22 protein-coding genes and 1 riboswitch are annotated in these 25,094 nt (G+C 33.6%); of the genes, 6 read left to right on the top strand and 16 right to left on the bottom strand.

Annotated elements, in window-relative coordinates:
- Positions 1–329 precede the first annotated feature (329 nt).
- From T335_RS0104890 to T335_RS0104880, 3 genes are read left to right on the top strand one after another with little or no spacing between them, the layout of a single operon-like run.
- On the top strand, positions 330–638 hold the full coding sequence (locus T335_RS0104890; protein WP_026476541.1) for a PadR family transcriptional regulator: 309 nt from the start codon (positions 330–332) through the stop codon (positions 636–638).
- Between the two features lie 24 nt (positions 639–662).
- Positions 663–1,292, top strand: a complete 630-nt coding sequence (locus T335_RS0104885; protein ID WP_026476540.1) for an ABC transporter ATP-binding protein — start codon at positions 663–665, stop codon at positions 1,290–1,292.
- 10 nt (positions 1,293–1,302) lie between these two features.
- On the top strand, positions 1,303–2,091 hold the full coding sequence (locus tag T335_RS0104880; RefSeq protein ID WP_026476539.1) for an ABC transporter permease: 789 nt from the start codon (positions 1,303–1,305) through the stop codon (positions 2,089–2,091).
- A 187-nt stretch (positions 2,092–2,278) separates the two neighbouring features.
- Here T335_RS0104880 and T335_RS0104875 read toward each other — a convergent pair whose 3' ends face one another.
- From T335_RS0104875 to T335_RS0104860, 4 genes are all read right to left on the bottom strand, one after another.
- Positions 2,279–3,778: a PAS domain-containing sensor histidine kinase gene (locus tag T335_RS0104875; protein WP_026476538.1), complete on the bottom strand. Its 1,500-nt coding sequence runs from the start codon at positions 3,776–3,778 to the stop codon at positions 2,279–2,281.
- A gap of 561 nt (positions 3,779–4,339) precedes the next feature.
- Positions 4,340–4,579, bottom strand: a complete 240-nt coding sequence (locus T335_RS0104870) for a YdbC family protein (RefSeq protein WP_026476537.1) — start codon at positions 4,577–4,579, stop codon at positions 4,340–4,342.
- Positions 4,580–4,618: 39 nt separating this feature from the next.
- Positions 4,619–5,338, bottom strand: coding sequence for a M48 family metallopeptidase (locus T335_RS0104865; RefSeq protein WP_026476536.1), 720 nt, complete (start codon positions 5,336–5,338; stop codon positions 4,619–4,621).
- Entirely contained in the window at positions 5,339–6,007 is a 669-nt protein-coding gene (locus tag T335_RS0104860) for a uracil-DNA glycosylase (protein ID WP_156943630.1), read from the bottom strand. It lies immediately after the preceding gene.
- A gap of 281 nt (positions 6,008–6,288) precedes the next feature.
- On the opposite strand from T335_RS0104860, the gene T335_RS0104855 reads away from it, so the two are divergent.
- A complete protein-coding gene (locus T335_RS0104855; RefSeq protein WP_026476534.1) occupies positions 6,289–7,521 on the top strand; it encodes an LL-diaminopimelate aminotransferase in 1,233 nt (410 codons plus the stop codon).
- A gap of 83 nt (positions 7,522–7,604) precedes the next feature.
- Here T335_RS0104855 and T335_RS0104850 read toward each other — a convergent pair whose 3' ends face one another.
- The 6 genes from T335_RS0104850 to T335_RS0104825 form a co-directional block, all read right to left on the bottom strand.
- Positions 7,605–8,222, bottom strand: a complete 618-nt coding sequence (locus tag T335_RS0104850; protein ID WP_026476533.1) for a DUF3298 and DUF4163 domain-containing protein — start codon at positions 8,220–8,222, stop codon at positions 7,605–7,607.
- Positions 8,223–8,309: 87 nt separating this feature from the next.
- Entirely contained in the window at positions 8,310–8,999 is a 690-nt protein-coding gene (locus T335_RS0104845) for a response regulator transcription factor (RefSeq protein ID WP_026476532.1), read from the bottom strand.
- Positions 8,977–10,476 carry a sensor histidine kinase gene (locus T335_RS0104840; RefSeq protein WP_026476531.1) on the bottom strand — a complete coding sequence of 500 codons (1,500 nt, stop codon included), beginning with the start codon at positions 10,474–10,476 and terminating at the stop codon, positions 8,977–8,979. The genes T335_RS0104845 and T335_RS0104840 overlap by 23 nt, the downstream gene beginning before the upstream one ends.
- Before the next feature lie 15 nt (positions 10,477–10,491).
- A complete protein-coding gene (locus T335_RS0104835) occupies positions 10,492–11,700 on the bottom strand; it encodes an ABC transporter permease (protein WP_026476530.1) in 1,209 nt (402 codons plus the stop codon).
- An 11-nt stretch (positions 11,701–11,711) separates the two neighbouring features.
- Positions 11,712–12,404 (bottom strand): ABC transporter ATP-binding protein, encoded by a 693-nt coding sequence (locus T335_RS0104830; protein WP_026476529.1) that lies wholly within the window; start codon positions 12,402–12,404, stop codon positions 11,712–11,714.
- Positions 12,401–13,567 carry an efflux RND transporter periplasmic adaptor subunit gene (locus tag T335_RS0104825; RefSeq protein ID WP_026476528.1) on the bottom strand — a complete coding sequence of 389 codons (1,167 nt, stop codon included), beginning with the start codon at positions 13,565–13,567 and terminating at the stop codon, positions 12,401–12,403. The genes T335_RS0104830 and T335_RS0104825 overlap by 4 nt, the downstream gene beginning before the upstream one ends.
- Before the next feature lie 412 nt (positions 13,568–13,979).
- Between T335_RS0104825 and T335_RS0104820 the strand changes: the two genes are divergently transcribed.
- On the top strand, positions 13,980–15,596 hold the full coding sequence (locus tag T335_RS0104820; RefSeq protein ID WP_026476527.1) for a hypothetical protein: 1,617 nt from the start codon (positions 13,980–13,982) through the stop codon (positions 15,594–15,596).
- Positions 15,597–15,811: 215 nt separating this feature from the next.
- On the opposite strand, the gene T335_RS0104815 is transcribed toward T335_RS0104820, so the two are convergent.
- The 6 genes from T335_RS0104815 to T335_RS0104785 all read right to left on the bottom strand — a co-directional run bounded on the left by T335_RS0104815 (position 15,812) and on the right by T335_RS0104785 (position 23,981).
- Positions 15,812–17,839: a bifunctional metallophosphatase/5'-nucleotidase gene (locus T335_RS0104815; protein WP_026476526.1), complete on the bottom strand. Its 2,028-nt coding sequence runs from the start codon at positions 17,837–17,839 to the stop codon at positions 15,812–15,814.
- Between the two features lie 61 nt (positions 17,840–17,900).
- On the bottom strand, positions 17,901–18,572 hold the full coding sequence (gene trhA, locus T335_RS0104810; RefSeq protein WP_051569144.1) for a PAQR family membrane homeostasis protein TrhA: 672 nt from the start codon (positions 18,570–18,572) through the stop codon (positions 17,901–17,903).
- Positions 18,573–18,896: 324 nt separating this feature from the next.
- Positions 18,897–20,309, bottom strand: coding sequence for a glucuronate isomerase (gene uxaC, locus T335_RS0104800; protein ID WP_026476524.1), 1,413 nt, complete (start codon positions 20,307–20,309; stop codon positions 18,897–18,899).
- A 165-nt stretch (positions 20,310–20,474) separates the two neighbouring features.
- A complete protein-coding gene (locus T335_RS0104795; RefSeq protein ID WP_051569143.1) occupies positions 20,475–22,667 on the bottom strand; it encodes a PAS domain S-box protein in 2,193 nt (730 codons plus the stop codon).
- Between the two features lie 298 nt (positions 22,668–22,965).
- A complete protein-coding gene (locus tag T335_RS0104790; RefSeq protein WP_026476522.1) occupies positions 22,966–23,505 on the bottom strand; it encodes a permease in 540 nt (179 codons plus the stop codon).
- Positions 23,502–23,981 (bottom strand): permease, encoded by a 480-nt coding sequence (locus T335_RS0104785; RefSeq protein ID WP_026476521.1) that lies wholly within the window; start codon positions 23,979–23,981, stop codon positions 23,502–23,504. Before T335_RS0104785 ends, T335_RS0104790 begins: the two co-directional genes overlap by 4 nt.
- A 205-nt stretch (positions 23,982–24,186) precedes the next feature.
- A riboswitch (TPP riboswitch) is annotated at positions 24,187–24,281 on the top strand.
- Between the two features lie 74 nt (positions 24,282–24,355).
- Here T335_RS0104785 and thiT point away from each other — a divergent pair.
- The gene (thiT, locus tag T335_RS0104780) at positions 24,356–25,015 is read left to right on the top strand and encodes an energy-coupled thiamine transporter ThiT (RefSeq protein WP_051569142.1); all 660 of its coding nucleotides are present in this window, start codon (positions 24,356–24,358) and stop codon (positions 25,013–25,015) included.
- Positions 25,016–25,094: the final 79 nt, after the last annotated feature.

Below are 25,094 nucleotides of genomic sequence, written 5' to 3'. Positions count from 1 at the left end.
AACTTAAATCAGTAATAACGAAATCCGATAACGCAAATTGATAGCAATAAATCGACACTGAAAATAATAGCTTGATTTGAACTAGATCAATAATAATGGAAGCAAAGTAATAATTGAGTAAATTCATCTTTCACCTTTGCATTAGACGAATAAATTTCAGATTTATGGTAATATGAAATATCCTCAATTATTTAACTTAGAACAAAGTCTTCCTTCGGAAGATTTATATGATGACTTTATTGAAACTCATTACGTAAAGTTCTCTTATTTTAATAATAATTAAAGTGGAACTTTTCTATTCGTTATAAAAAACAAAGGAAGTGATTCTATTGTCAGAAAAGATTTTACGTAAATTGTTTTTAGGCTTTATTCATATTCATATTCTCCACCATGCTGCAAAAGAGCCTTTTTATGGAAGTTGGATGATAGAAGAATTAAAAGAGCACGGCTATGAAATTAGTCCAGGTACCCTCTACCCCCTTCTTCACAGTTTAGAATCTGATCAACTTCTTAAAATGCATGAAAAAGTTAATGAAGGTAAAATTCGCAAATATTACTCCATCACACCTATGGGAGCAGAGGTTCTAGAAGATGCAAGAGCCAAGGCCTATGAATTATTCAAGGAAATAAAAGAATAATTAAATCAAAGGAGGTGCAAAAGAATGTTTCAAATTAATAATCTAAAATACAAATCAATTTTAGACATTACAAATGTAAGGATTCCTAAGAATCAGATTACCTGTATCATAGGTGAAAGTGGAAGTGGTAAAACCACATTAATTCGATTGTTAAACAAACTTATTAGTCCAGATGAAGGTACAATTTTATATGAAGGTACCCATCTATCGAAAATTGATTCAGTTGAATTACGCCGAAAAGTTGTTATGCTTCCTCAGGCTCCTGCTATTTATTCTGGTACTGTAAGAGACAATTTATTAATAGGACTTCGCTTCTCTGAAAAGCCTTTGGCCTCCGACCCAAACCTACTGAATGCCTTGCAGATGGTTAATCTACAAAAGAGTTTAGATCAAAGTTCAGATAAGTTGTCGGGGGGAGAAAAACAAAGGTTAGCTTTGGCAAGAGTGTTATTAATGGACCCTGAAGTATTTTTACTGGATGAACCCTCCTCAGCCCTAGATGAAGAAACCGAAGAAACAATTATTATGAAGCTAGTAGAACACTGTAAAAACTATAACAAATCCCTTATTATGGTAACTCACTCAAAAAAAATTGCTAATCAGTTTGCTGATTTTATCATTGAAATTAAAAACGGAAAAATAGTTAATCGATAGGAGGTGCTTTATGGATCAAGTGATTCAGCTTCAGATGTGGCAAATGCTCTCTGCCTATATTTTCATTCTTTTATTATTATTTATTGTTCGACTAAAGGGTATTCCACGAGAAAAAGAAATTTTAATCGCAACAGTAAGGATGTCTTTACAGTTAGTTGCTACAGGGTACGTTTTAGTGTACCTATTTGACAACATAAACCCCTTCTATACCATACTTACAATCGCAATTATGGAGATTTTTGCAATATTCAACATTTTTAAACGAATGAAATTTAAATTAAATCAAAAATTGAAAAAGACCATTGCTTTATCAATGCTTATTGGAACCATGACAAGCTTACTTTATTTTCTATTAGTGGTTATTGGGTTAAGACCTTGGTACGATCCTCGTTACTTTGTGCCAATTGCTGGTATGATTATCGGTAATTCAATGACAGGTATAGCCCTCGGAGTAAGTAAACTTGTAGATGGAATGAAGGATCAACGTCACTTAGTGGAGTCCTCATTGATGCTAGGTGCAACCCCTAAAGCTGCAGCTGGAGACATCGTTAATAATGCCTTTGACTCTGCCATCTTACCCACAATTAATTCCATGGTAGGTATGGGAATCGTTTTTTTACCAGGTATGATGACTGGTCAAATATTATCTGGTATTTCTCCAATAACAGCAATAGAATATCAAATAGCAATTATGTTAGGTATTGTAGGAAGTGTTGCCTTAACAGTAATCTTATTTGTTCAGTTAGGATATCGTACTTTCTTTAATCATGAGCAACAATTAGTCCTCGATGAAGAATAATATGATCTATTATTAGGGCTATTAGAACAAAGCCTTCCTACGAAAGATTTAGTGGTAGGCTTGTGTTGAAATACATTACGGAAAATTATGACGATTGTAACCTTTAAAAGACCTTAATTTCCTATGTATTATAAGCTAAACTCCCTTCTATTTCGGTAGAAGGGAGTTATTTTAAGGCTTTATATTTTTATAAGGAATAAATATCAGAAAGTTCGATATTAATTTTCTCAACAAGATTTTTCGTATAGTCGTGGCTATCTAATTCTATACTCTCTTCTTCTAATACGATTACTGGAAGCTTTATTAAAAATTCACTTCCGATTCCCTTCTTAGACTGTACCCAAATCTGTCCATTTAACTTATCAATTAGGCTTTTTACTAGAGATAATCCGATACCGGTACCTTCAACTTTTCTATGTAAAGAAGCGTCAATTTGTCTAAACCGATCAAAGATCGTGTCTAGCTTATCCTGTGGTATTCCAATACCTGTATCTTTAATCGAAATTAGGATATGATCATCTTGGTCAAAAATCGTAACATACACATGTTTTCCCGATTCCGTATATTTAATTGCATTGGAAAGTAAGTTGAGTATAATTCTCTCTATAATGTTAATGTCACAAGCCATAATCTTCTCTTCTACATCAGTATCAAAGGTTATACTAATTCCTTTATTTTGTGCCAGTACAGCTATTGATTGGGTAATTTCTTCAATTATATATATAATATTATAATTTTTATATTTAATATTTAATGCATCTGCATCTAGTTTTGATATATCTAGCAAATTATTAATTAATCTAAGTAAACGAAAACAATTTTGTTTCATCATGGGAATCCATTTAACAACTTGATTGAAATCTAATTCATTAAGGTCATCTTGCTTATAACAATCTATTAATTGAATTGTACCTAAAATAACATTTAAAGGAGTTTTAAACTCATGGGAAATGTTCGAGAAAAACTCTGCTTGCAGGCGTTCATGTTCTTGTGACTTAGCTAAAAGTACATTGTTTTCTTCTATCGTATACAGTAAAGCTTCTTCTGCCATTTTACGATTAGTTATATCTGTATGGGTTCCAGATATTCTTATGGGTTTTCCCTTCTGATCCCAAATTGCTTTACCGCAATCTTGCACCCACATAATATCGCCAGTTTTCATCACAACTCTATATTCAACATTATATTCAGGAATTTTCCCATTAATATAGGATGTAATTGTATTTTTTACCCATTTACGATCTTCAGGATGAATTACATTTTCCCACCCTTTTACCGTATTAGGTAATTCATGACTGTTATATCCTAATTTTTCCTTCCATTTAACAGGCAACACTACCTTATTATTGGTTATATCCCAATCCCACAGACCATCGGTGGTATTATTAATTACAAACTTATATTGCTCTTCGTAAGAGTCAACTTGATATTGTAGTACGTTGATGGTTTCAATGTTTTTACTAATGAGGTGATACATTAGGAGGGCGGAAATAATTACGAAAACACTTCCTTTAGTTATTTGAAGAATTATAGCTTGAGTATTATTCTTTACAATTAAGTCAATTAGCTTATCAGAGAAGATAATCCAAACTATTGATAATAGTGCATAGATCCCTATAGTTTGTACTAGATTATATCTTTTGGTTAAATCTACTTTCTCTACTTCTGTATTACTGAATACACCCATCCCTTATTCCCCCCCGTAAAACCTCAGCCCCTAAAGTTTCTTGTGGACTAAAACATTTTACTTTAATAACTTCATTTTTTCGACATCGATTTTACATTAATACGTGTCGAATTAAATGGATTTATGTAAAAAAAAATAAGATTTACTGTTAATTTGGAATTTAACAAATCATAATTAAATTATATTATAAGTTCACATATTTATCCATACCTAAATAATTTTTTTTTTTGAATATTCTAAGGAAATATGCTATTTTTTTAACAATTCACTATTTCATCTCCTTCTTTTAGCTTGTTTCAAAGGCTTTTATGTCATTATTTTACATATTTTAATTTGTTATACGATATTATCCATTAATAAAAGCCCTCTATAATACAAGAGAGCTCCATAATATATATACTGTTTAAGTGTATATTTATTAATTCTAGTGTTTCATATCGCTTATTTTCTCAATTTTACATCACTTTTTAACTAAAATGTTAGTTTATTTAATCAAAATTCAAAAAAAACTACAACTATTCCACATAAAATAAACGTATCTTACTTTACTGCGTATACTTTTTATTCTACTCCTAAATCATCAACCTCTATATGATTTAAAATTTGTTTTAAAAGTTTCATTTCTTCTTTACCTAAAGTAATACCCTTTCCCATTTTTTCATGTTTCTCATCCCAGTCCCTAATATCAACTTTGGGTTTTCTGTTATTCCAACTAATTATATTAATTTCTCTTTTCCAACCCTTGTTCCCCTCTCCTATAATTCCTATATGCCTAATAATATCATATTTAATTTCAGCCATCTCTTTATCCCTACCTTTCCATAGAATCAATTACTACTTCTAGACTAATTTTATAAATCCTCCATTTTCTTTTAACCATTTCCTCAATTCATTATAATCAGGGATATAATACGCTACTAAGCTCCAGAAATTTTTGGAGTGATTCATCTCTTTTAAATGACATAGCTCATGAACTACGACATAGTCGATTATTTCGATAGGAGCCATAATCAATTTCCAATTTAAATTAATATTTTTCTTTGAACTACAGCTACCAAAGCGACTTTTTTGCTCTTTAATTCTAACACTCAAAGGATATAAGTTTGTTTCTTTACTTAAACGATCTAATCTTTCCTTTAAAAGGCTATCAGCTTCTTCTCTATACCATCTTGTTATTACCTGTTTAATATTTGCTTCCTCATCATTTTCATCAATCAGCTTCAATAGAATCTTATCATCACTAATTTCTATTAAATTCTTCTTCCCGCCAATGTTTTTTATGATATTTAATCTATATTTTTCTCCTAAGTAAGGAAATAATTCGCCATCTTTATATATCAACTGGTTTTTGGCAGTAACCTCAACTTCTTGCAACTTTTTCATAATCCACTGACTATTCTTCCTTACTACTTCCTCTATTTGCTTTTTAGTAGCAAAATGAGGAGCTAATATCCTCACTCCATCCTTTAGTCTAATAGAGATTCCTATCGTTCTTCGATTACTTTTCGTTATTGTGTAGGAAATTGTATGTTCATCTATATGAATTTTATTCTTTTTCATTTACTCTATTCTCCAGTTAATTTCTCCAACACCTAAGGACCTTAATATTTCATTTACTTTAGAAAATGGTCTACTTCCAAAAAAACCTCTATTTGCCGACAAAGGGCTTGGATGAGGAGATTTTATAATATAATGATGATTAGAAGTTATTAGCGCCTCTTTATCATGGGCATTTTTTCCCCATAAAATAAATACAACTGGTTTTTCTCGATTATTTAATAATGTAATAATGCTATCAGTAAAAACTTCCCAACCAATTTTTTTATGGGAATTAGGCTGTCCTTCTCGAACTGTAAGGATGGTATTTAATAATAAAACACCTTCTTCTGCCCATTTTGCCAAATAACCATGTTCTGGAATAATATAGCCTAAATCATGATTTAATTCTTTAAATATATTTTTTAATGATGGTGGAATTTTTACGCCTGGCTTAACTGAAAAACTTAAGCCATGGGCTTGACCCTCACCATGATAAGGATCTTGTCCTAAAATAACCACCTTTGTATCGTCATAAGAAGTCAAAGCTAGTGCATTAAAAATATCTTCTTTTCTAGGATATACCTTATAGGTCGAACACTCCTCATCAAGTTTCGCCTTTAACTTCATATAATGATCTCCCTTAAAGTTCTCTTTAAGAAGTTCCTTCCAATCATTATCTATTTTTATCATCCCAACAACCTCCTTCATCTACTTGAGGAAATTACATAGCACCATAACTCGGAATTTATATTCCTTTTATACAATATAAAACTAATCATCCAGTGGGAAGTTATGCATTTCCTTACGATAACTAATCTTTCATACTCCTATTTTATCATATTATTTATATGTTAAATTATCCATCTGATCATATTCAGTTTTTTCCCATGAACACATTTATTCCCATTAGAATAAACTATTTTATAGGGCTTCTATTGTATTGCGATCTTATGTGAAGGGAGTGTCTTCCTATGAGTTTTATAAGTGATTTAATAGCCGATCGATTTAGAGATCAAAGTTTCGACATAGCAAAGCAAGACTATAAATTTATGATTATCAAAAAGGCAAAGGAAGAGATTAAAGAAAAACACCCCAATGCAAAATTAATTGATATGGGAATTGGTGAACCTGACCTGCCAGCTGATTCAGAAATGGTTGAAATCCTTTGCCAAGAAGCTGGAAAGTCCGAAAACCGCTGGTATGCCGATAATGGTATTAAAGAATTTCAATTGGCAGCTGCTCATTATCTTAATCGTATTTTTGGCATTAATCATATTAATCCCCAAGAAGAAATATTACACGGAATAGGGGCAAAATCAATTTTGTCTATGCTCCCCCTATGTTTTATTAATCCTGGAGATATTACTTTAACAACAGCCCCCAGTTACCCCATCATAGCCACCCACACTAAATATCAAGGGGGCGTAGTTTATGAACTTCCACTAACAAAGGCTAATAATTTTTACCCTGACTTTACAAACATCCCAAATGTTATATTATATCGTTCTAAATTACTTTATATTAATTATCCAAATAACCCTACTAGTCAAGTGGCAACAGAAGATTTCTATAAAAAAGTTGTAGAGTTTGCCCATAAAAATAACATCGTTGTTGTCGCAGATTCTACCTATTCAACCATTACCTTTGATGGTGAAAGACCTTTAAGTTTCCTATCAATTGATGGCGCAAAGGAGGTTGGTGTTGAAATCCATTCCTTATCAAAAGCCTTTAACATGACGGGTTGGAGATTAGCCTTTATTGCAGGTAATGCAGATGCAATCAGCATTTTTAGTGTAGTTAAAGCTAATTCAGATTCTGGACAGTTTAGAGCTATTCAAAAAGCTGGCATATACGCCTTAAATCATCCTGAAATAGCTGAAAAAAACAGTTCAAGATATTCCAGGCGATTTGATCTATTAATTGATGCTTTAAGAGAAGTAGGCTTCCAAATTGATAAGCCCAAGGCTACCTTTTATTGTTATCTTCCTATCCCTAAAGGAACAAAGGATGGTGTTATTTTCAATAGTGCAGATGAGTTTTGTATGTATTTATTAAAAAAAGCCTTTATATGTACTGTTCCTTGGAATACTCCCGAACCATATATTAGAATGTCGGTAACTTTTGAAGCCAATGGGATCGAAGAAGAAAAAAGAATTATAAATGAGTTAAAGGAGCGATTACTAAAGCTGAATTTAGTGTTTTAATAGGAAAACCCCCTGTATTGATTTTGATTATCAATTTAGGGGGTTTTAATAAGTTGAGGGATTTCCATAATACCCAACAATGACTAGTAATTAATTGCCATTAAATCTAAAGGTGAACCTTCTCTTATGATATCCTGTAGATCATAAACTGATATCGGGAAGAATGGAATACCATATACATAGGGGGTAATTTCATACAATTGGAAAAAAATCACTAAAGATTTGTCTGCTATGTAGTAATCTTGGTCTGGAGCTATGCCTGGAAAATCCCCCAACAATGGAATATCCCTTCGTTTAATCTGGGCTGCAACATTTTCTGATATTACTTTTACATAATCACTATCGGGCTTAAAAAGATCCTTTAAGTCATAGCTTTTGCCTGTCTCGATATTAAAGGTTAATCCCTTTACCACCGTTGTTCCATGGGCAGCTCGATATGGGTAATGATATACTGCAATTGTTAAGCTTAAAATCCCTCTTTCATTGGTCTTGATCTCATACCAACCATCAACGGTTGTGCTTGGATATTGAAAATATCCTGTATCCACAATTAGTTTATGGACTAAAGCATAGATATGATAGTTTATTTTTTGTTCTACCCATGGATTAGGAAGTCCTACTACAGCAGGATAATTTACCGTCAAATTATGGGCAACAATTCTTTTAGTCATGATTTGAGCGGGATGCTTTACAAAGTTCATTATTTACACCTTCCCTTCATCAGAATATATCTATACATTCTATGCTGATGAAGGGGGTTTGGTTAATCAAAATAGAAAAAATATTATTTAAATCTCAAAACGATAGCCTACACCCCAAATTGTATGGATATATTGCGGGTTAGATGGCACTAATTCAATTTTCTCCCTAAGTTTTCTAATATGAACCGTAACAGTTGCAATATCTCCTATTGAATCCATTCCCCAAACCTTATCAAAAAGTTCTTCCTTTGTATAAACTCGATTAGGATTAGAAGCTAAAAAGGTCAATAAGTCAAATTCTTTTGTAGTTAAGGTCACTTCTTTTTCGTTCATATAAACTCTTCGTGAACTTTTATCTATGGTCAAACCCCTTACCTTTATTTCTTCCTTTTCTCCTTTATTATTTCCTGAAAGCCTTTCATATCTAGCAAGATGGGCCTTAACCCTTGCTACTAATTCTCCTGGACTAAAGGGTTTTGTAATATAGTCATCGGCTCCCAATCCCAAACCTCTTATTTTGTCTACATCTTCCTTTTTAGCTGAAATCATCAAGATTGGTATGTCCTGTTCTTTACGAATTTCCTTACAAATTTCAAACCCATCCATTCTGGGTAACATAAGGTCTAGTATTATTAAGTCATATTTCTCTTTTTTTGCTTGTTGTAATCCGATGTCTCCCTGTTGTTGAATATCTACTGAAAATCCGTTAATCTCTAAATAATCCCTTTGAAGCTCTGCAATTGTCACCTCATCTTCAATGATTAGTATTCTCTTCACTGATTTCACCTCCGTCTATTTCCTTCCATTCCTTTAGTGTGAATATAATACTTGTTCCACGATCCACTTCACTTTTAGCCCATATTTCGCCCCCATGCTCTTGAATAATCCGCTTAGCTATAGCGAGTCCAAGACCACTTCCACCTGTATTTATATTTCTTGATGGGTCCACTCTATAAAAACGATCAAATATAAAAGGAAGATATTCTTCGGGAATCCCTTGTCCATTATCCCTAATTTCCACCATTATATTGCCAGTAGCCTTTTTCTCTAAATAAACATCAATTACTCCATTTTCTTTGTTCATGTACTTTACTGCATTTTCTACGATATTTCCAATTACCCTTTTAATCTTCTCACGATCAGCTAAAACCCGCAGGTGCTCCCCCTGCTGGCCTTTAAAGGCTATTTTTACACCTCTATACTCTAGATCAAACTGTAACTCTTCAGTAAGATCAAGTAAGAATTGCCCTATATTAACATTTTCAAAATGAAAAGGTAGTCTTTTAATATCTAATTTAGAATATAGAAGTAATTCGTCAATTAGACGATCCATATCATTTGCTTTGGTATAGATGGTTTTTATATAACGTTCTTGTTTTTCTGGCGAGTCTGCTACTCCGTCCATAATCCCTTCCACATAACCCTTAATGGCAGTCACCGGCGTTTTTAAATCATGGGAGATATTAGACATTAATTCATTTCTATTTCGCTCATATTCTAATTGTAATCCAATTGACTCTTTAAGTTTGAGGCGCATTTCTTCAAAAGCAATACTAAGTTGGCCAATTTCATCTTTTGAACTTCCTTTAATGTGAAAGTCTAGATTCCCCTCTTTAATTTGATTTGCTGCATCTTCTAAAACCTTAAGGGGCTTTAATATACTACGGGAAACTAGCAATGTTAAAGTCCCATTTGTTATAATAATTACCCCTATAATTACAATAAAAAGAGTTAACATATAACGCTTTAAATTAGCTACAATTAAACTCATATTAATTATTAAAAACAAACTTCCTTCAGAAGAATCCTCAAAGTAAAAATCCTGTTGTCTGACTAAAAATGGTTGTCCTTGCACAAAAATTCTTCCATCCCTTTCTTCTAACATTTCAAAAGGGGGAAGCTTATCTATTAAATCAAGTGATTTTAGCATTTCTGATAGGTAGACTACCTCATGATCTTTTCTAATAATAATTCCAGTATTCATTTCACTTAACTCTGCATCTATTTTTTTTAGATACCCTATATTTCTAAAGGCTTCTGGGTTCATCTCCCTTAGTCGGCTAATTTCATCAATTAAGAGGGAATTTTTGTCCATAAATTCTAAAATAGGACTTTGATTCAATTGGATATTATATGCTTCTTCAATCTCCGTAATAAAGTATCTTGATATAAAGCCAGCTGCTAAAACAGATATAATGATGGGAATAATCAGCATAGCTGCGTAGGATGCCCTTAGGCGGTCTCTTATCGACATGCCCCTCCCCCTTTCTTATTCATAACGTAAAGCATCTATAGGATTTAAGGCTGCTGCTTTCTTTGCTGGATAAATTCCGAAAAATATTCCAACAGCAGAAGAAAATACAATAGCACCAACTATTGATGACAAGGATATGGCCGGTGGAAAGTCGGCAAACCTACCGATGATTTGAGCTCCGATAATTCCCAATGTCATACCTATTAAGCCTCCAATTAAAGAAATAATCGCTGATTCCATCAAGAACTGTAGCATAATATCCTTAGTGGTGGCACCAATGGCCTTTCTTATTCCAATTTCTCTAGTTCTTTCTGTTACAGATACCAGCATAATATTCATTACACCTATTCCCCCCACCAAAAGGGATATGGCTGCAACGGCCCCTATAAAGGCTGTAAAGATACCAATCACTGTATTAATTTGTTCCAGTTGAGATAGAGCATTTTCTGCATGATATACATCTCTCCCTCTATTACTATGCCTTGCCTCTAGTACATTGACCGCCCCAGTTCCTGCAATTTCCCCTTCGGCTTGGGTTGTTGCCATTAATGAAAGGGCATCTATTCTAAAATTGTCGGGATAAAGGTTATTTAAAAAAGTAATAGGTACTGTGGCCATTAGAGGCATATTTCTGTGGGCTCCTGCAAAGGGCATTGATATACCGGGGGTTACTCCAATGATTGTTGCTTTTTTAGGAGCAGAGCTGCTACCTATTAAAAGACTATTCCCCACAACATCCTCATAGCCAAATAAATAGATGGCTGAATCTACATCGATCAGCACTACTGGTCTTCCTTCTATATATTCCCGTTCGTTAAAGAACCTACCATACAATATTTCTACATTATTAATGTAATAAAGTTCTGGACTTCCACCACTTATACTAGCTGTTCTACTTTTATTCTCAACAGTAGCTATTCCTCTTCTCTGGTGGGTTGGTGAAATATATTGAACTGTATCTACCCGCTCCCCAATTTGTCTTATATCTTCTAAAGTGATATAGTCACCTGCTTGAGCGACGCTTCCATCTACCCTTATATTGATGGTGGATGCACCAATCTTTTCAAACTCACCAGTAATGGCCCTTTGTCCCCCTTGTCCGAGGGAGACAATTGTAATGACAGAACTTATTCCAATAATGATTCCAAGCATGGTAAGGAAGGATCTCATTTTGTTTGATTTAATGCTGATTAAAGCCATTTTAACATTTTCAAAAAAATTCATCCTATCCCTCCTTATAATAGAATCCTATTCTGTACTTGCATATCTTCAACAATTTTTCCATCCCTAAAACTAACAATTCTTTTACAATGTTGAGCAATTTCTGGCTCATGGGTTACCATAATCACTGTTGCCCCCTCATCATTTAGCTGTTGAAAAATCCTCATAATTTCAATTGAAGATTTAGAATCTAGATTACCTGTAGGTTCGTCGGCCATTATGACATTAGGTCTATTCACTATCGCCCTTGCTATTGCTACTCTTTGTTTTTGCCCACCAGATATTTCATTTGGTCTATGGGTCACTCTGTCCTTTAAACCGACCTTTTCTAATGCCTCCATTGCCCTTTCTCTTCTTGTCTTAAAAGGAACACCTGAGTAAGTCATCGGTAACTCTACATTTTCTAAAATATTCATTCTTGGCAGTAGATTAAAGGCCTGAAAGACAAACCCAATTTCTTTGTTCCTAATAGTGGCTAATTCTCCATCGGTCATATTAGAAACATCTTTATGATTCAAGGTATATTTTCCACTATTGACTCGATCTAGACACCCTAAAACATTCATTAGGGTAGATTTACCCGACCCTGAAGGTCCCATAATTGCTGTAAATTCTCCTTTATCTATTTTCAAACTAATATCATCAAGGGCATTAAAGCTCTCTTCCCCCGATTTATAGGTTTTAATTAAATTATTTACTTCAATCATCTTCCTCTGCCCCCTGCTTCATCTGTAACTAGACTACCATCCCTTAAGGTTGCCCTCGGGTTTATGATGATGGATTCTCCTACTTGAAGCCCTTCTATCACCTCAGCTTCCATATCAGACTCTAAACCAAGGGTAATTTCCCTTTCTCTAGCCTTTTGATCCTCTACTACAAACACATAATAACGCCCATCTCTGTCTCTTCTTATACTTTCAGCAGGGATTTTAATAACATGATTGGCTTCTCCTACTAAAATATCTATATCTACACTAAAGTCCACTTTTAAATTTGTAGCCTCTTCTTTGATAGCAACTTCTATCGCTAATAGGGTCTCGTTACCTCCTGCCGATACAGATCTTCTGGCAACGGGATGCAGAAAAGACACTTCTCCTTGATAAGTTTCATTTCCATTCTTAATAATGGCAGGTTGTCCTACCGCAACAATGTTAGCATCATATCGACCAATAGAAGCCTCTGCCTTTAAATTTGTAATGTCCTGCACAATAACAGCCGGTTGTGCACCGGTGCTTGCTCCCCCTGCTACCACTGTAACATCTGTCACAACCCCTCTATTTTCAGAGACAATCTTATCCTTATTCTCGCTTATTTTTTCCTTTGTGGACGCTACTGTTAGTTGTGCCAATTCAACAGCATTATCTGCTTGTTTAAGCCGCTCTTGAGATATAGGTTGCAAACTACTTTTCTGTTGTTTTAGTCCTTCAATTCTGGTTAAATCTAAAGGGTTATCTGATGCTTCTAGTTCTTTTAATTCTTCTTCTAATTCTCTAATTCTATCTAAAATTTGCTTGTTCTGATTAACTAGCTCTTGTCTTTGAAGCACTGCATTACTGTATTGTATTTCTGCCTGTCTAAGGGTTGTCGTTAGATCCTGCACTTCATAAGATACCAATACATCACCAATTTCTACAGTATCCCCTACGCTAACATGTACCTCCTTAACTCGCCCTTGCAGCCCAAAATACTCCTTACTATCTTGAGATTTTATAATTGCAGTTGTTGACAAATAGGCTTTTAAATCGCCTAATGCTACTTGACTGGTCCTAACCTCTACAAATCTGTTTCTATTTCTTACCATACCTCTTGCAAAAATGCCTCCCCCTAATAATATCACAATCGCTATTATCATAAGCCATTTCTTTTTCATGTTGGCCCTCCCCTATTTTAATCATACTATCATTGTAACCTATTAATCTAAACCTGATATAAATCAAATATTAATTTTTTCTAAACAGTTTGTCTTTTATTTCCTCTTCTATTATTTTCAATGGATTAGTCCCTTATCCCTTTATCTTATTTCTTATCATTATAATAATTATAATGAGGATGTTTCATCATACCCCAACCATGAATCTATATAGGTTTATGTAAACATGAAGCAGAGGATGAAATGCTGAAGGTTAGTGGTCAAAATCTTAAATCAAGGCAGTCCCTTTGTTATAACTGATCGTAAAAGATAATGCTTTTTATTAAAAAAGGTAATTTTTAAGTTTTCTTTTTGAGGGTATACAGTATAATATAGTAGTGGCAAACAATAAAAAATTTAAGGGGGAAAAAACTTGAAAAAATTTAGTCTAATCTTTATGCCTATTTTGCTTTTATTTACATTATTTTTTATAGACTATTTTTTAATGCCTGTATGGTCATTAAATTTTTCTTTTACATTGTTAATTTTATTTCTACTATCTCTAATGATCTCTGGAATGATAATCTTACTATTTCGCCACAAAGTATCTTACTTTAGCTTAATTTTGGTGGGCTTAGTTATACTTCTTGCCATTGGACAATTTTTTAGAAGTTCTAGTATTTTTAATCACCAAGATAAAAGGGCTTTAATTGGAGATATTACAGAGAAACAATTTTCAACAGAGATTTCACCTCTTGATCTTTCAAAACTACCTGAGGTTACTCCTACGATGGCATTAAACCTTGGAGATAAACGTCTAGGAGAAGATTTGGCCTTGGGAAGTCAAGTAACCTTAACAGAATTTTGGGCTAATCATGTAGATGGTGAACTATATTACGTTGCACCTTTAGCCCATTCGGGTTTCTTTAGATGGATGGATAACAGAGAAGGTACCCCTGGTTATGTCATAATTAATGCGGCTAACCAGCGGGATGTTAGATTAGTGAGGGAAGTAAATGGTGAACCGATACGGATTAAATATCAACCCGATGGATATTTAGGAGATGATTTAAAACGTAAAATTTATCGAGCAGGTTATCGAAATGTTGGATTAACCGATTTTTCCTTCGAACTTGATGATGACTTTAATCCCTATTGGGTTGTTACTCTATACAAAAATACCATAGGTGCTTCTGGTAGAAACCCTATTGGTGTCGTAATCGTCGACCCTCAAACTGGTGAAATGGAAGAATATAGCTTAGATAATATGCCTAGCTGGGTAGATCGGGCTATCCCGCTAAAAACTGCTGTGGAGCAAATTAACTATTGGGGTCGATTTGTTAATGGTTGGTGGAACCCATCTAAACGGGGCATTCTTCAAACTACCGATGGTACAAATATTGTCTACAATGAAGGACAAAGCTACTATTATACAGGAATTACTTCTGCTGGTGCAGATCAGTCTACTATTGGCTTTATGTTAGTAGATACAAGAACTAAAGAGTCTGTATTATATAGAATATCTGGTGCTACCGAAAGGGCTGCCATGAGGTCTGCTGAAGGAGCCGTACAACAATTTGAATATGAAGCTACCTTCCCGATTTTAATTAACCTAGAAGGAGAGCCTACCTATTATATGACATTGCTAGATAGACAAGGGCTAATTAAGCAGTTTGCCTTTGTTAATGTAAGGGATTATAGTATAGTTGGTATTGGAGAAACTAAGAACCAAGCTAGTTCCAACTATGTTAGCCGTTTAAGGGATCAAGGTCAATGGTCTCCTATCGAAAATGTTTATGATGAAGTTGACTTAGAAGGAACTGTTGTAAGAATTGGTACTTCTATTGTTGATGCTGCCACCTACTATTATTTAATTTTAGATACAATGGAGGATAAAATCTTTATTGCACCCCTAACCATGAGTAACCATCTTCCATTAACTAAAGAAGGGGACAGAGTAAAAGTAAGCTACTATAATAGTCCTGCCGAGAGTATAAACTTATCTAACTTTACGAACTTTAATATAGGTTCAACTTCACCCAACAACTAAATAATCATAAATAATCATGTATTACTCATTAAAGCTAAGTAGATAAGTTTACAATTTCATTCCATAAAAATACCTCCTAAGATCACAAAGTATTTTAAATTAGTACTTTGTCCACTTGGGAGGTATTTTATAATAATCGCCTCTAAAAAGATCGCCTACTTTATCTAAACAACTTAAGCTTATCTAAACACCTTAAATTTATCTAAACAATAAGTTTATCTAAATAAATAACGTCTTCGTCTTCTTCTATTTCTTAAAATCCCCTTAACTAATAAAACAAATACCATAATGATTATTACTAAAATTCCAATCATCCAAACCAATAGAGGGACTCCTTTTACAGGATTAATTCTACCTGCAACATCCCTATAATATTCTGGAATTACTGGAATTCCATCTTGTCCTCTCTCTAACGAAGCCGCATATTCTACAACTGTTTGCCAAACCTTTAGCTGCTTATCTCCATCATAAACCTCCAATGTATGGAAATCTTCAAAGGCTATTGGGTTCCCATCTTGATCCTTTGGCACAATTTCCAATTGAGGAAGTAGTTCTCCTGCCATTGGCAAGAAGGATAGAATATAAGAGTCTGCTACCACATGATAAAGGGTAGAGTCTCCCTTCTTCAGTGGGATATAGTTTTCACCATCAAATGATTGTATTCCCTCACCTGTATATAACTCAGCCTTTTTAACCGATCGAACAGAAGGAACAGGTATGTCCTTTACTGGTACATTCAACAGTACCACATCACTAGGATTAAAATCATATCTTAAACCAGAGAACTGTAGAAAATATATGTCTCCCATTAGCTCTGAAATTAAATTAGCAACTTCTAATGATCTTCTAATCTCATCTCCAGTAAGATAAAAAGAGGTAATGGGGTATCCCGCATAACCATCGGAACCGTATCCTAAACTAATTAGAGCCGATAGGTCATAAAAAGCGATTTGACCTTTAGAATAGTCCATAGAGCCTGGTATTAAACTTCCTCGTATTGACCCATTTGCCTGAATAGCAACATCAACCCGCTTGCCAGTTTTTTCAGTAGTAATCAACCGCATAGCATCGGTAACAAAATTTCCGAAGGGGCTTTCTTGTAGGGCTAAGGTCTCTAACGTGAAATCCGATTTAACTACAATATCCATCATGTCATTAAATTTACCATCGGTAAAATAACTAATTAATAGATTTAGTTCTTCGGTATAACCAGCAATTAACTCTACTATTTCTGGATCACTTGGTATACTACTATCCATTAGCATTAAAAAGGGTTGTTCTAATTCTTGATTTCTGTAACGTAGCTTTCCTGTTTGGGGGTTATAAGCTAAGTCTACCCTACCTAAATACTTTAGATAGGCTCCTGCCTGTAGGATCATTGTCTCCTCCACCCAGATAGGTTGATGTAGTTCTGTATGACTATGTCCCCCAATAATTACGTCAATTCCCTCTACTTCTTTAGCTAAAACCTTATCCTCTTCTAATCCAGAATGGCTCACAGCCATGACTAAGTCTACCCCTTGGGCCTTAAGATCAGCAACTGCCTTTCTTGCTGTTTCTTTTTGGTCTTTAAAGGTAAAGGGTTTAGTATCTGCTGAAACGACTATGGCCTCTTCACCGATAAATCCAAAAAACCCAACTTTTAAGCCATTTTCCATTTCTACAATATGATATTCCCTATATAGATCATTCTTCATCATGGGATGGTTAGGGTCTACCTGAATATTAGTTGCCAGTACAGCTGTTGTTGTGTGGGCCTCTGGATACCCTGCTGCCGTTAGATAGTTAGTAAGAACCTCAGTTCCATAGTCATATTCATGATTTCCAATGGTGGTCACATTGTAGCCTAATTTTTGCATAATTGTAAGTTCTGCCCCATGCCCTCTAGGGATTAACCAACTGAAGGCAGTACCCCCAATAAAGTCTCCCCCTGAAACCAACAATACCTCTTCTCCTAAAGCTGCCTTTTCTTCCCTTATTTGCTTGATGGCTGTAGCTAATCTAGGAAAGCCGCCTATTGCTGTATTTGGTAATGTAGGGTGGTAATCTACTGCCGATGAGTGGGGAATTAGTTGGGAATGTTCATCATTAGTATGCAGTAATGTAAAGTAAATTTCAGATTCAATTAGGGTAGGGCTAGTTCCGCCTGAAGTTCCTTCGCTCCATAATGGTAGTCCCCCTAAATATGCAATTGTTATGAATAGAACAGTGCAAAAAGCCACATGTTTTTTTAAACGATTCATCTTTTGGTCCCCCTCATCATAATTTAAGTGCTTAAAACTATGCTACCATAGGGCAGGGCTATTACACAAGATATCGTACAATTCCAACAAAGTGGAAGACGCTACCCATTAATACAAAGCCATGCCAAATTGCATGATTATAAGGGATTTTTTTAATGGCATAAAAAATCGTTCCAAAAGTGTATACTAAACCTCCCGCTAGTAACCATCCAAAAAAGCCAAAGGGCATGATTTGAAGAATTGGTCTCACAGCAACGATGGCGATCCAACCCATCAAGATGTAGAGACTTAAGGATACAAACTTATGTTTATCAAAACTTTTAAAGGTAAGTATCTTATAGAGGATTCCTGCTATTGCAATACTCCAGACAGCAACTAGGATTCCTATTCTCCAATACCCCCTCATGGCAATTAAAGAAACTGGTGTGTAGGTTCCTGCAATAAATAGAAATATGGCAGAATGGTCAAATACCCTTAGGACCTTTTTAATTTTTTCTTTTTGAAAACTATGATAAAGGGTAGAGGCGCTATAAAGGGCAATAGAACAAAGTCCATATATGCTAAAGGCGATAATTGAAACTGCGCTTCTTTGCTGGATAGCTAAGACTAGTAATACGGTTAAAGTGACTATACTAAAGAGAATACCGATGCCATGGGTAATGCCATTGGCAATTTCTTCTTTTATTGAATATTTTTTTAATGCACTTGGTAGATTTTGTTTTTGTTCCTTCATAAAAAAATCCTCCTTTTTAAATAGATATGTATACTCTCTTTAATAAAATATTCCCTATCAAATTTTCTAGCTAACAAAATATTTCATTTAAATTTTCCACTGGTTTACAATTCTTCTTAATTTCATTTTATCATAAATTATAGACATAAGAGTAGTATAACATTCCGAAAGATTTTGCATTAATTACTACCATTACAACATTTACTGCAGCTAAGCTAAAATACTCTTGTTTTTTGCTGTTTTTCAACATAAAAAAACCTTCTCAACAACGTTAAGAAGGCTAAAGTATTATGAAATTTTTTTACAATTTTTATAAATCAATTTTTATTCTGGTATTTCAATATCAAAATAATTTTTAGAATTATTAAAGCTAATATTCTCTACTATCGGTCCTAAGTGATCTAGGTCATAGGGAAGTTCTCCATCCATAACCCATTCCCCTATTAAGTTACTTAAAATTCTTCTAAAGTATTCGTGTCTTGGGTAAGACAAGAAACTTCTTGAGTCGGTAAGCATACCAACAAATCTACCTAATAAACCTAAGTTAGCTAAAGCACTCATCTGTTGTAGCATTCCCTCTTTTTGATCATTAAACCACCAACCAGAACCAAATTGAATTTTACCAGCTACCCCGCCACCTTGGAAGTTTCCAATCATTGTTCCTAAAACATAATTATCTTTTGGATTTAAGCAGTAGATGATTGTTTTCGGTAGTTGGTCTTCGACTGCTAAACTATCTAAGAATCTAGATAATGGTATTGCTACAATTTCATCATTAATTGAATCAAATCCAGTATCTGCTCCTAAGCTATTAAACATTCTAGTATTATTGTTTCTTAAAGCACCAATGTGAAGTTGCATTGCCCAACCATACTGATTATATTTTTTAGCCATGAATTGTAATGTATAGGTTTTAAATTTGTTAACGTGTGCATAAGATACCGCTTCATGCTTCAATACTTTTTCAAAAATCTCTGTTACTTCTTCTATGTTTGTATCTTCATAGAAAACTGTATCTAAGGCATGGTCTGAAACTCTACAACCAACCTTATGGAAATAATCTATACGTGCGCCTAATGCTTCTAAATATGCAGGGTAATCTATAATATCAATATTAGATACCTTCTTTAATTCTTCAAACCACTTGTCAAAGCCTTCTCGGTCAATGTTTAATCCTTTATCAGGTCTAAAGGTTGGAAGAACAGCCACGTTAAAGTCTTTGTCTTCTTTAATTAAGGTATGGTACTCTAATGAATCTATCGGATCATCAGTTGTACAAATTACCTTAACATTAGACTTTTTAATCAATTCTTTTGGTCTAAAGTCATCAGTTGCCAACAACTCATTACATTTATTCCAAATTTTATCAGCCGTAGCTTCACTTAGTATATCATAAATGCCAAAGTATCTTTGAAGCTCTAAATGAGTCCAGTGATAAAGGGGGTTGCCGATACACATAGAGATTGTTTTTGCCCATGCCATAAACTTTTCATAATCACTTGCATCACCAGTAATATACTTTTCATCAATTCCGTTACTTCTCATTGCCCTCCACTTATAGTGGTCTCCACCTAACCATACTTCAGTAATATTCTTATATTTTTTGTTAGCATGGATTTCTGCTGGATTTAAGTGACAGTGATAATCATAAATAGGCATATTTTTAGCATAATTATGATATAGTTCTTCTGCCACTTTGTTTTTTAACATAAAGTTCTCATCCATAAATTTCTTCATACTCTCACCTCAATTTTATTATTTATACTACAATATACTTCCCCACTCATACTATACCCTTTTCGTTTTAAAACTAGTCTCAACCTTAGTAAAGTATATTTTCGTGTATACAGTAAATTATATAATTATGCATGGTAATTGTCCACCCAAAATCCATCTTTTCTACTACTTTATTACATCCGTATTTAGGTATATATCCGAAAATTCAATATGCATCCTTTCTATATTTAACTCTTTGTCATAAGTATGATCTTCATTTCTTGAAGTGCCTACAATTTTTTTTATAGGTAAGGTAATGATAAAAATGCTACCTTCGTTTAGTTGACTTTCAACAACAATTTCACCCTGATGCATCTGAACCAACGACTCCACTAAAGATAAACCAATACCACTTCCTTCATGGTTTCTAGTTAAGGACTTATCAACTTGCGTGAAACGATTAAATAATTCTCCTAAACTTTCCTTAGGTATGCCTATTCCCGTATCTTTTACAGTAATGATTAGCCTATCTATTACTTTTTTTACACCTACTTTAATCTGACCATTCTTTGGTGTAAATTTGATGGCATTAGAAAGTAGATTTAGCATAATTCTTTCTATTTTTTCTGGATCACAAGCTATGATAACATCATCTAGGTCTGTTTCTAAGTGGATTGTAATACCTTTATTTTTTACATAATCTTCAACAGAAAAAACGATATTCTTCATTAAACTAATAATATTACAATTTTCTAAATTAATGCTATAAAATCCAGCATCTATTTTTGTCATATCGATAATATTATTTACTAAACGTAATAGTCGATGGCAATTCTGTTTCATTTTTTTATGCATTTTTATATATTTCTCTGTTTTATTAAGAGCCACATCATCTTGATCATAAAGTTCTAATAGCTGCAAACTACCTAAAATAACATTCAAGGGTGTCCTAAGTTCATGAGAAATATTTGCAAAAAATTCAGTTCTCAGCTTCTCAAATTCTATCTTCTCATCTAGCTCAATAATTGCTTTTTTCCGTTTTGTTATGTCCCTTGCCACCATTAAAAATGCATGACTATTATCATAGGGAATTTTAACTCCTGTTACTTCTACATCAACTGCTTCACCATTTCTTTTAATATAACTTTCTTCTACTAATGGTGCTATACAATTTTCCTTATTCATTTTCTTTAGCCTTTGCTTGACACTTTTATGATAATCGGGATGAATGATATTAATAAACTTAGCTCCTATTAGTTTTCTAGTTAGGGGGTACCCCAGCATATTAGAACCGGCTTCATTTATATAAATAATTTTTCCACCTTTAATAATTGTTACTGCGTCTGGGAGAAATGACATAATAATTTTATGTTTTTCCACATTAAGCCTTAACTCTTTTTCAATTAACTTTCTTCTTCCTATATCTCTAGCAACTGCTAAAACAAGTTTTTCTCCATCTAATTGAAAAACATGGGTATTAATTTCAACAGGGATTACTTTATTATTTTTTGTTATAATTCCTGATTCAAAAGCACCAATAGATTTTTTATTGGTAGTAGATAGTTTGTGAAATATCTTAGATAATTCAGTAGAATCATGGTTATCTAAATCGAAGGGGGTTTTCCTTAGAAGTTCTTCGTAAGTATAACCTAGCCTATTACAGGCTACACTATTTACTTCCAAGAAACAACTAGGCTTACTGTCCTCTAAGCTAAAAAGTAGCAGTATATCATTAACATTATTAAATAACTGTTGATATTTTTTTTCGCTTTTTCTAAGCAATTCCTCCTTCTTGGTATTTTCTGTAATGTCGTGGATGATTGTATGCAAGAAACGTATATTATTAATTTCTATAGGTGAGCTATTTACTTCAACATCTCTAATCTCTCCATTAGCTAATTGATGTTTAAAATAAAATTTGTTCTCTAGTTGATGTAGGGCATTATACATATTATTAGAGATATTCTGAGGGGATAGATTATTAATATCGCCTATGTTCATTTGAGTTAGTTTGCTAATATCATAGCCATAAAACTTCTCGGCAGCATAATTAGCATCAATAATCTTACCAGTATAAGGATCAAGTAATAGCATAACAGATGTGTTATCCACAAAGATGTTCTTATATAATTTTTTGTCTATAAGGCATTCCTTATAACAAGGTTGTTCTGTCTTATCAGTTGGATCAAATATATCCTTTAAGCAAAAACAATCCCTTGTATTCTCTTCCCAACCAAAAATTATATTATCTAAATTGCTTTTTAAGGAATCTTTGGGTTGTTCAACTACTTTTCCAGCTTGTTTATATTGTTCTAGTTCGAATCTTAATCTTTCGTTTTCTAACTTTAACGCTTCTATTTCAATTTCTAATTCCTTCATGATTAGACTCACCCCAATAAATCAATCTATTAATCAATATATATACTTATGTGTAAATATTAGGCAAAAAGTTCACATTTCCTTTTAAGTAAGCAATATTTTTTATAAATAAACCGATGTTCCTAATAAAGCCATTATAATTGATATTAGATTTATATTAATGCAAAATAAGTATAAGTTCAGTGTTATAGGATTATACAGTTTTCCTCAACATAAATAACCTATTTGGCTTCTTATTCCTTTAAACTACAATGCTAAAAAGACAAAAAAAAACGACATAATGTCGTATATGAAAATATTACTGGCTCATCGCTGAAACCCTTTGATGTAGTTCTTCTTTATCTTTAATAGATAGAGCTTTCTCTATCAAATAAGCAATGGTAACAATTCCTACGATATTCACCATAAATCTTGTAGCCATAAACCTCCATCCCATTGCTGAAGTTTCAAACAACAAAAGAGGAATTTTTGTTGTAGACCATGCACCAATAAAAATTAAGACATTTGATAACTTGCTTCCTTTCTTTAATAGAATACCAGCTATGGGGAAGGCCGCATATAGTGGACCAGCAGCTGCAGAGCCCATAGTAAAGGCAATGAGCATTCCAAATATACCCGATTTTTCTCCCATTAACTTTATCATAGTCTCTCTCTTTACCCAAACATCTAATAACCCTAGAAGTACAAAAATGGGTGGAATAACCAACAACATCTCCTTCGTATTATTAACAGTTAATTTCATAGAATTGCGTCCCATTGTTGGTAAAAACAACAGAAGGATTACATTTACGATCATCATTAATAAAGCATATTTATATCTTTTAATTAATTTTTTCATTTAATCACCACTCCAATCACCATAGCTACTATGAATGAAAAACCAAATGCTAGTAAATTTCTATATAACGTTGCTTTTTTCCCAAAATAACTGATTTCAACTGGTATAGTAACTACTCCCACCATCATTAAAGTAGAGATAAATACTGCAATCTGCATAAAACCTGCTCCTCCATCAAGAAGGGCTGCTGCCAGTGGAAAAGCCACAAATCCCGGAATTAAAGTGATTGCTCCCACAATCGCCGCTATTAGCATTCCTAACCATCCCGATTCACTTCCAATCCATTTAGAAATTGTATCAGGACTTATTGCAGAAAGCATGATTCCCACGATAATTAATATGACAATAAACTGTGGTAATATCGTTTCAAATGACTTCCAAGCTTTTTTTAAAGCCATTTTAGTCTTGTCTTGATCTTTAAAATAGGAAATGATTAATAGTAAACTAGCTAATAGATATAATATTGTATTAAACATCTTTATTCCCCTTTCAATTAGACTTTCCTCCTAATTCCATCCTACCCTACTCCGCCATACCCCACCCCCTGTGTAGGGGGTATATAAGTATTATATCCTGTCATTATTTAACTGTCAATTAAGTTATCTCTTTTTTTTAATAACTATAATAAAAATAATGAATGATTAACTTGTCTTTCTTGTGGTATAATTTGATTAATATCATATTTATCGCTGGGGGAGCCATCGGCTGAGAGGATAAAATCCGACCCTTTGAACCTGTAGGTTAAGACCTGCGTAGGGAAGCCATACCATGGATTAAACATGAAAAGCTTCTTTTCATGTTTTTTTTATTTCTAGGGATAAATACAATTATAATATTAGGAGGTTGTTTTATGTTAGATGCATTGAAAAATTCAGAAATTACTAGAAGGCTGTTTGCCTTCAACAGCACTACCTTATCCATTTTAGCAGTACTAATTATTATTGGCTTGGGTGGCGCAATCTTCTTATGGAACAGTAGAAAAACTCAGTTTACTACTAGAGTTCTTGTTTATGGAAGTCTTTGCATTGCTTTATCTTTCGTACTATCATATATTCGTTTGTTTAGAATGCCTCAAGGAGGAAGTATTACTCCTGCGAGTATGTTGCCTTTAATTTTATTCGCAGTTATGTTTGGTCCTATTCCAGGAATTGTTGCAGGTTTTGCCTTTGGTTTTCTACAATATATTCAAGGTGGATATGTTGTTCATTGGGTACAAGTACTTTTAGACTATCCTATCGCCTTTGGTATGATTGGTTTAGCAGGACTATATCGTAAAAATATTACTATTTCTATTTTATTAGCCGCCTTAGGTAGATTAGTCATTCATGTTATTTCAGGGGTAATCTTCTTCGCTTCTGCAACACCAGAAGGTACACCAGTACTTGTTTACTCTTTAACTTATAATGGTTCTTTCCTTCTTATTGAAGTTTTAATTTGCTCAGCAATCGCAATTATCCCACAAGTAAAAAATGTTACTAAGCATGTCCAAGGATATGCTAAAGGCATTTAAGCTTTATCATTTATAATTATTGTAGTTTTCTAAGGTTATTGGTATATGCCAATAGCCTTTTTTTTATAAGAGAGTTAAA

It is taken from the genome of Alkaliphilus transvaalensis ATCC 700919 (assembly GCF_000621485.1).
Lineage (GTDB): Bacteria > Bacillota > Clostridia > Peptostreptococcales > Natronincolaceae > Alkaliphilus > Alkaliphilus transvaalensis.
This window is presented reverse-complemented; position numbering and strand designations above follow the sequence as displayed.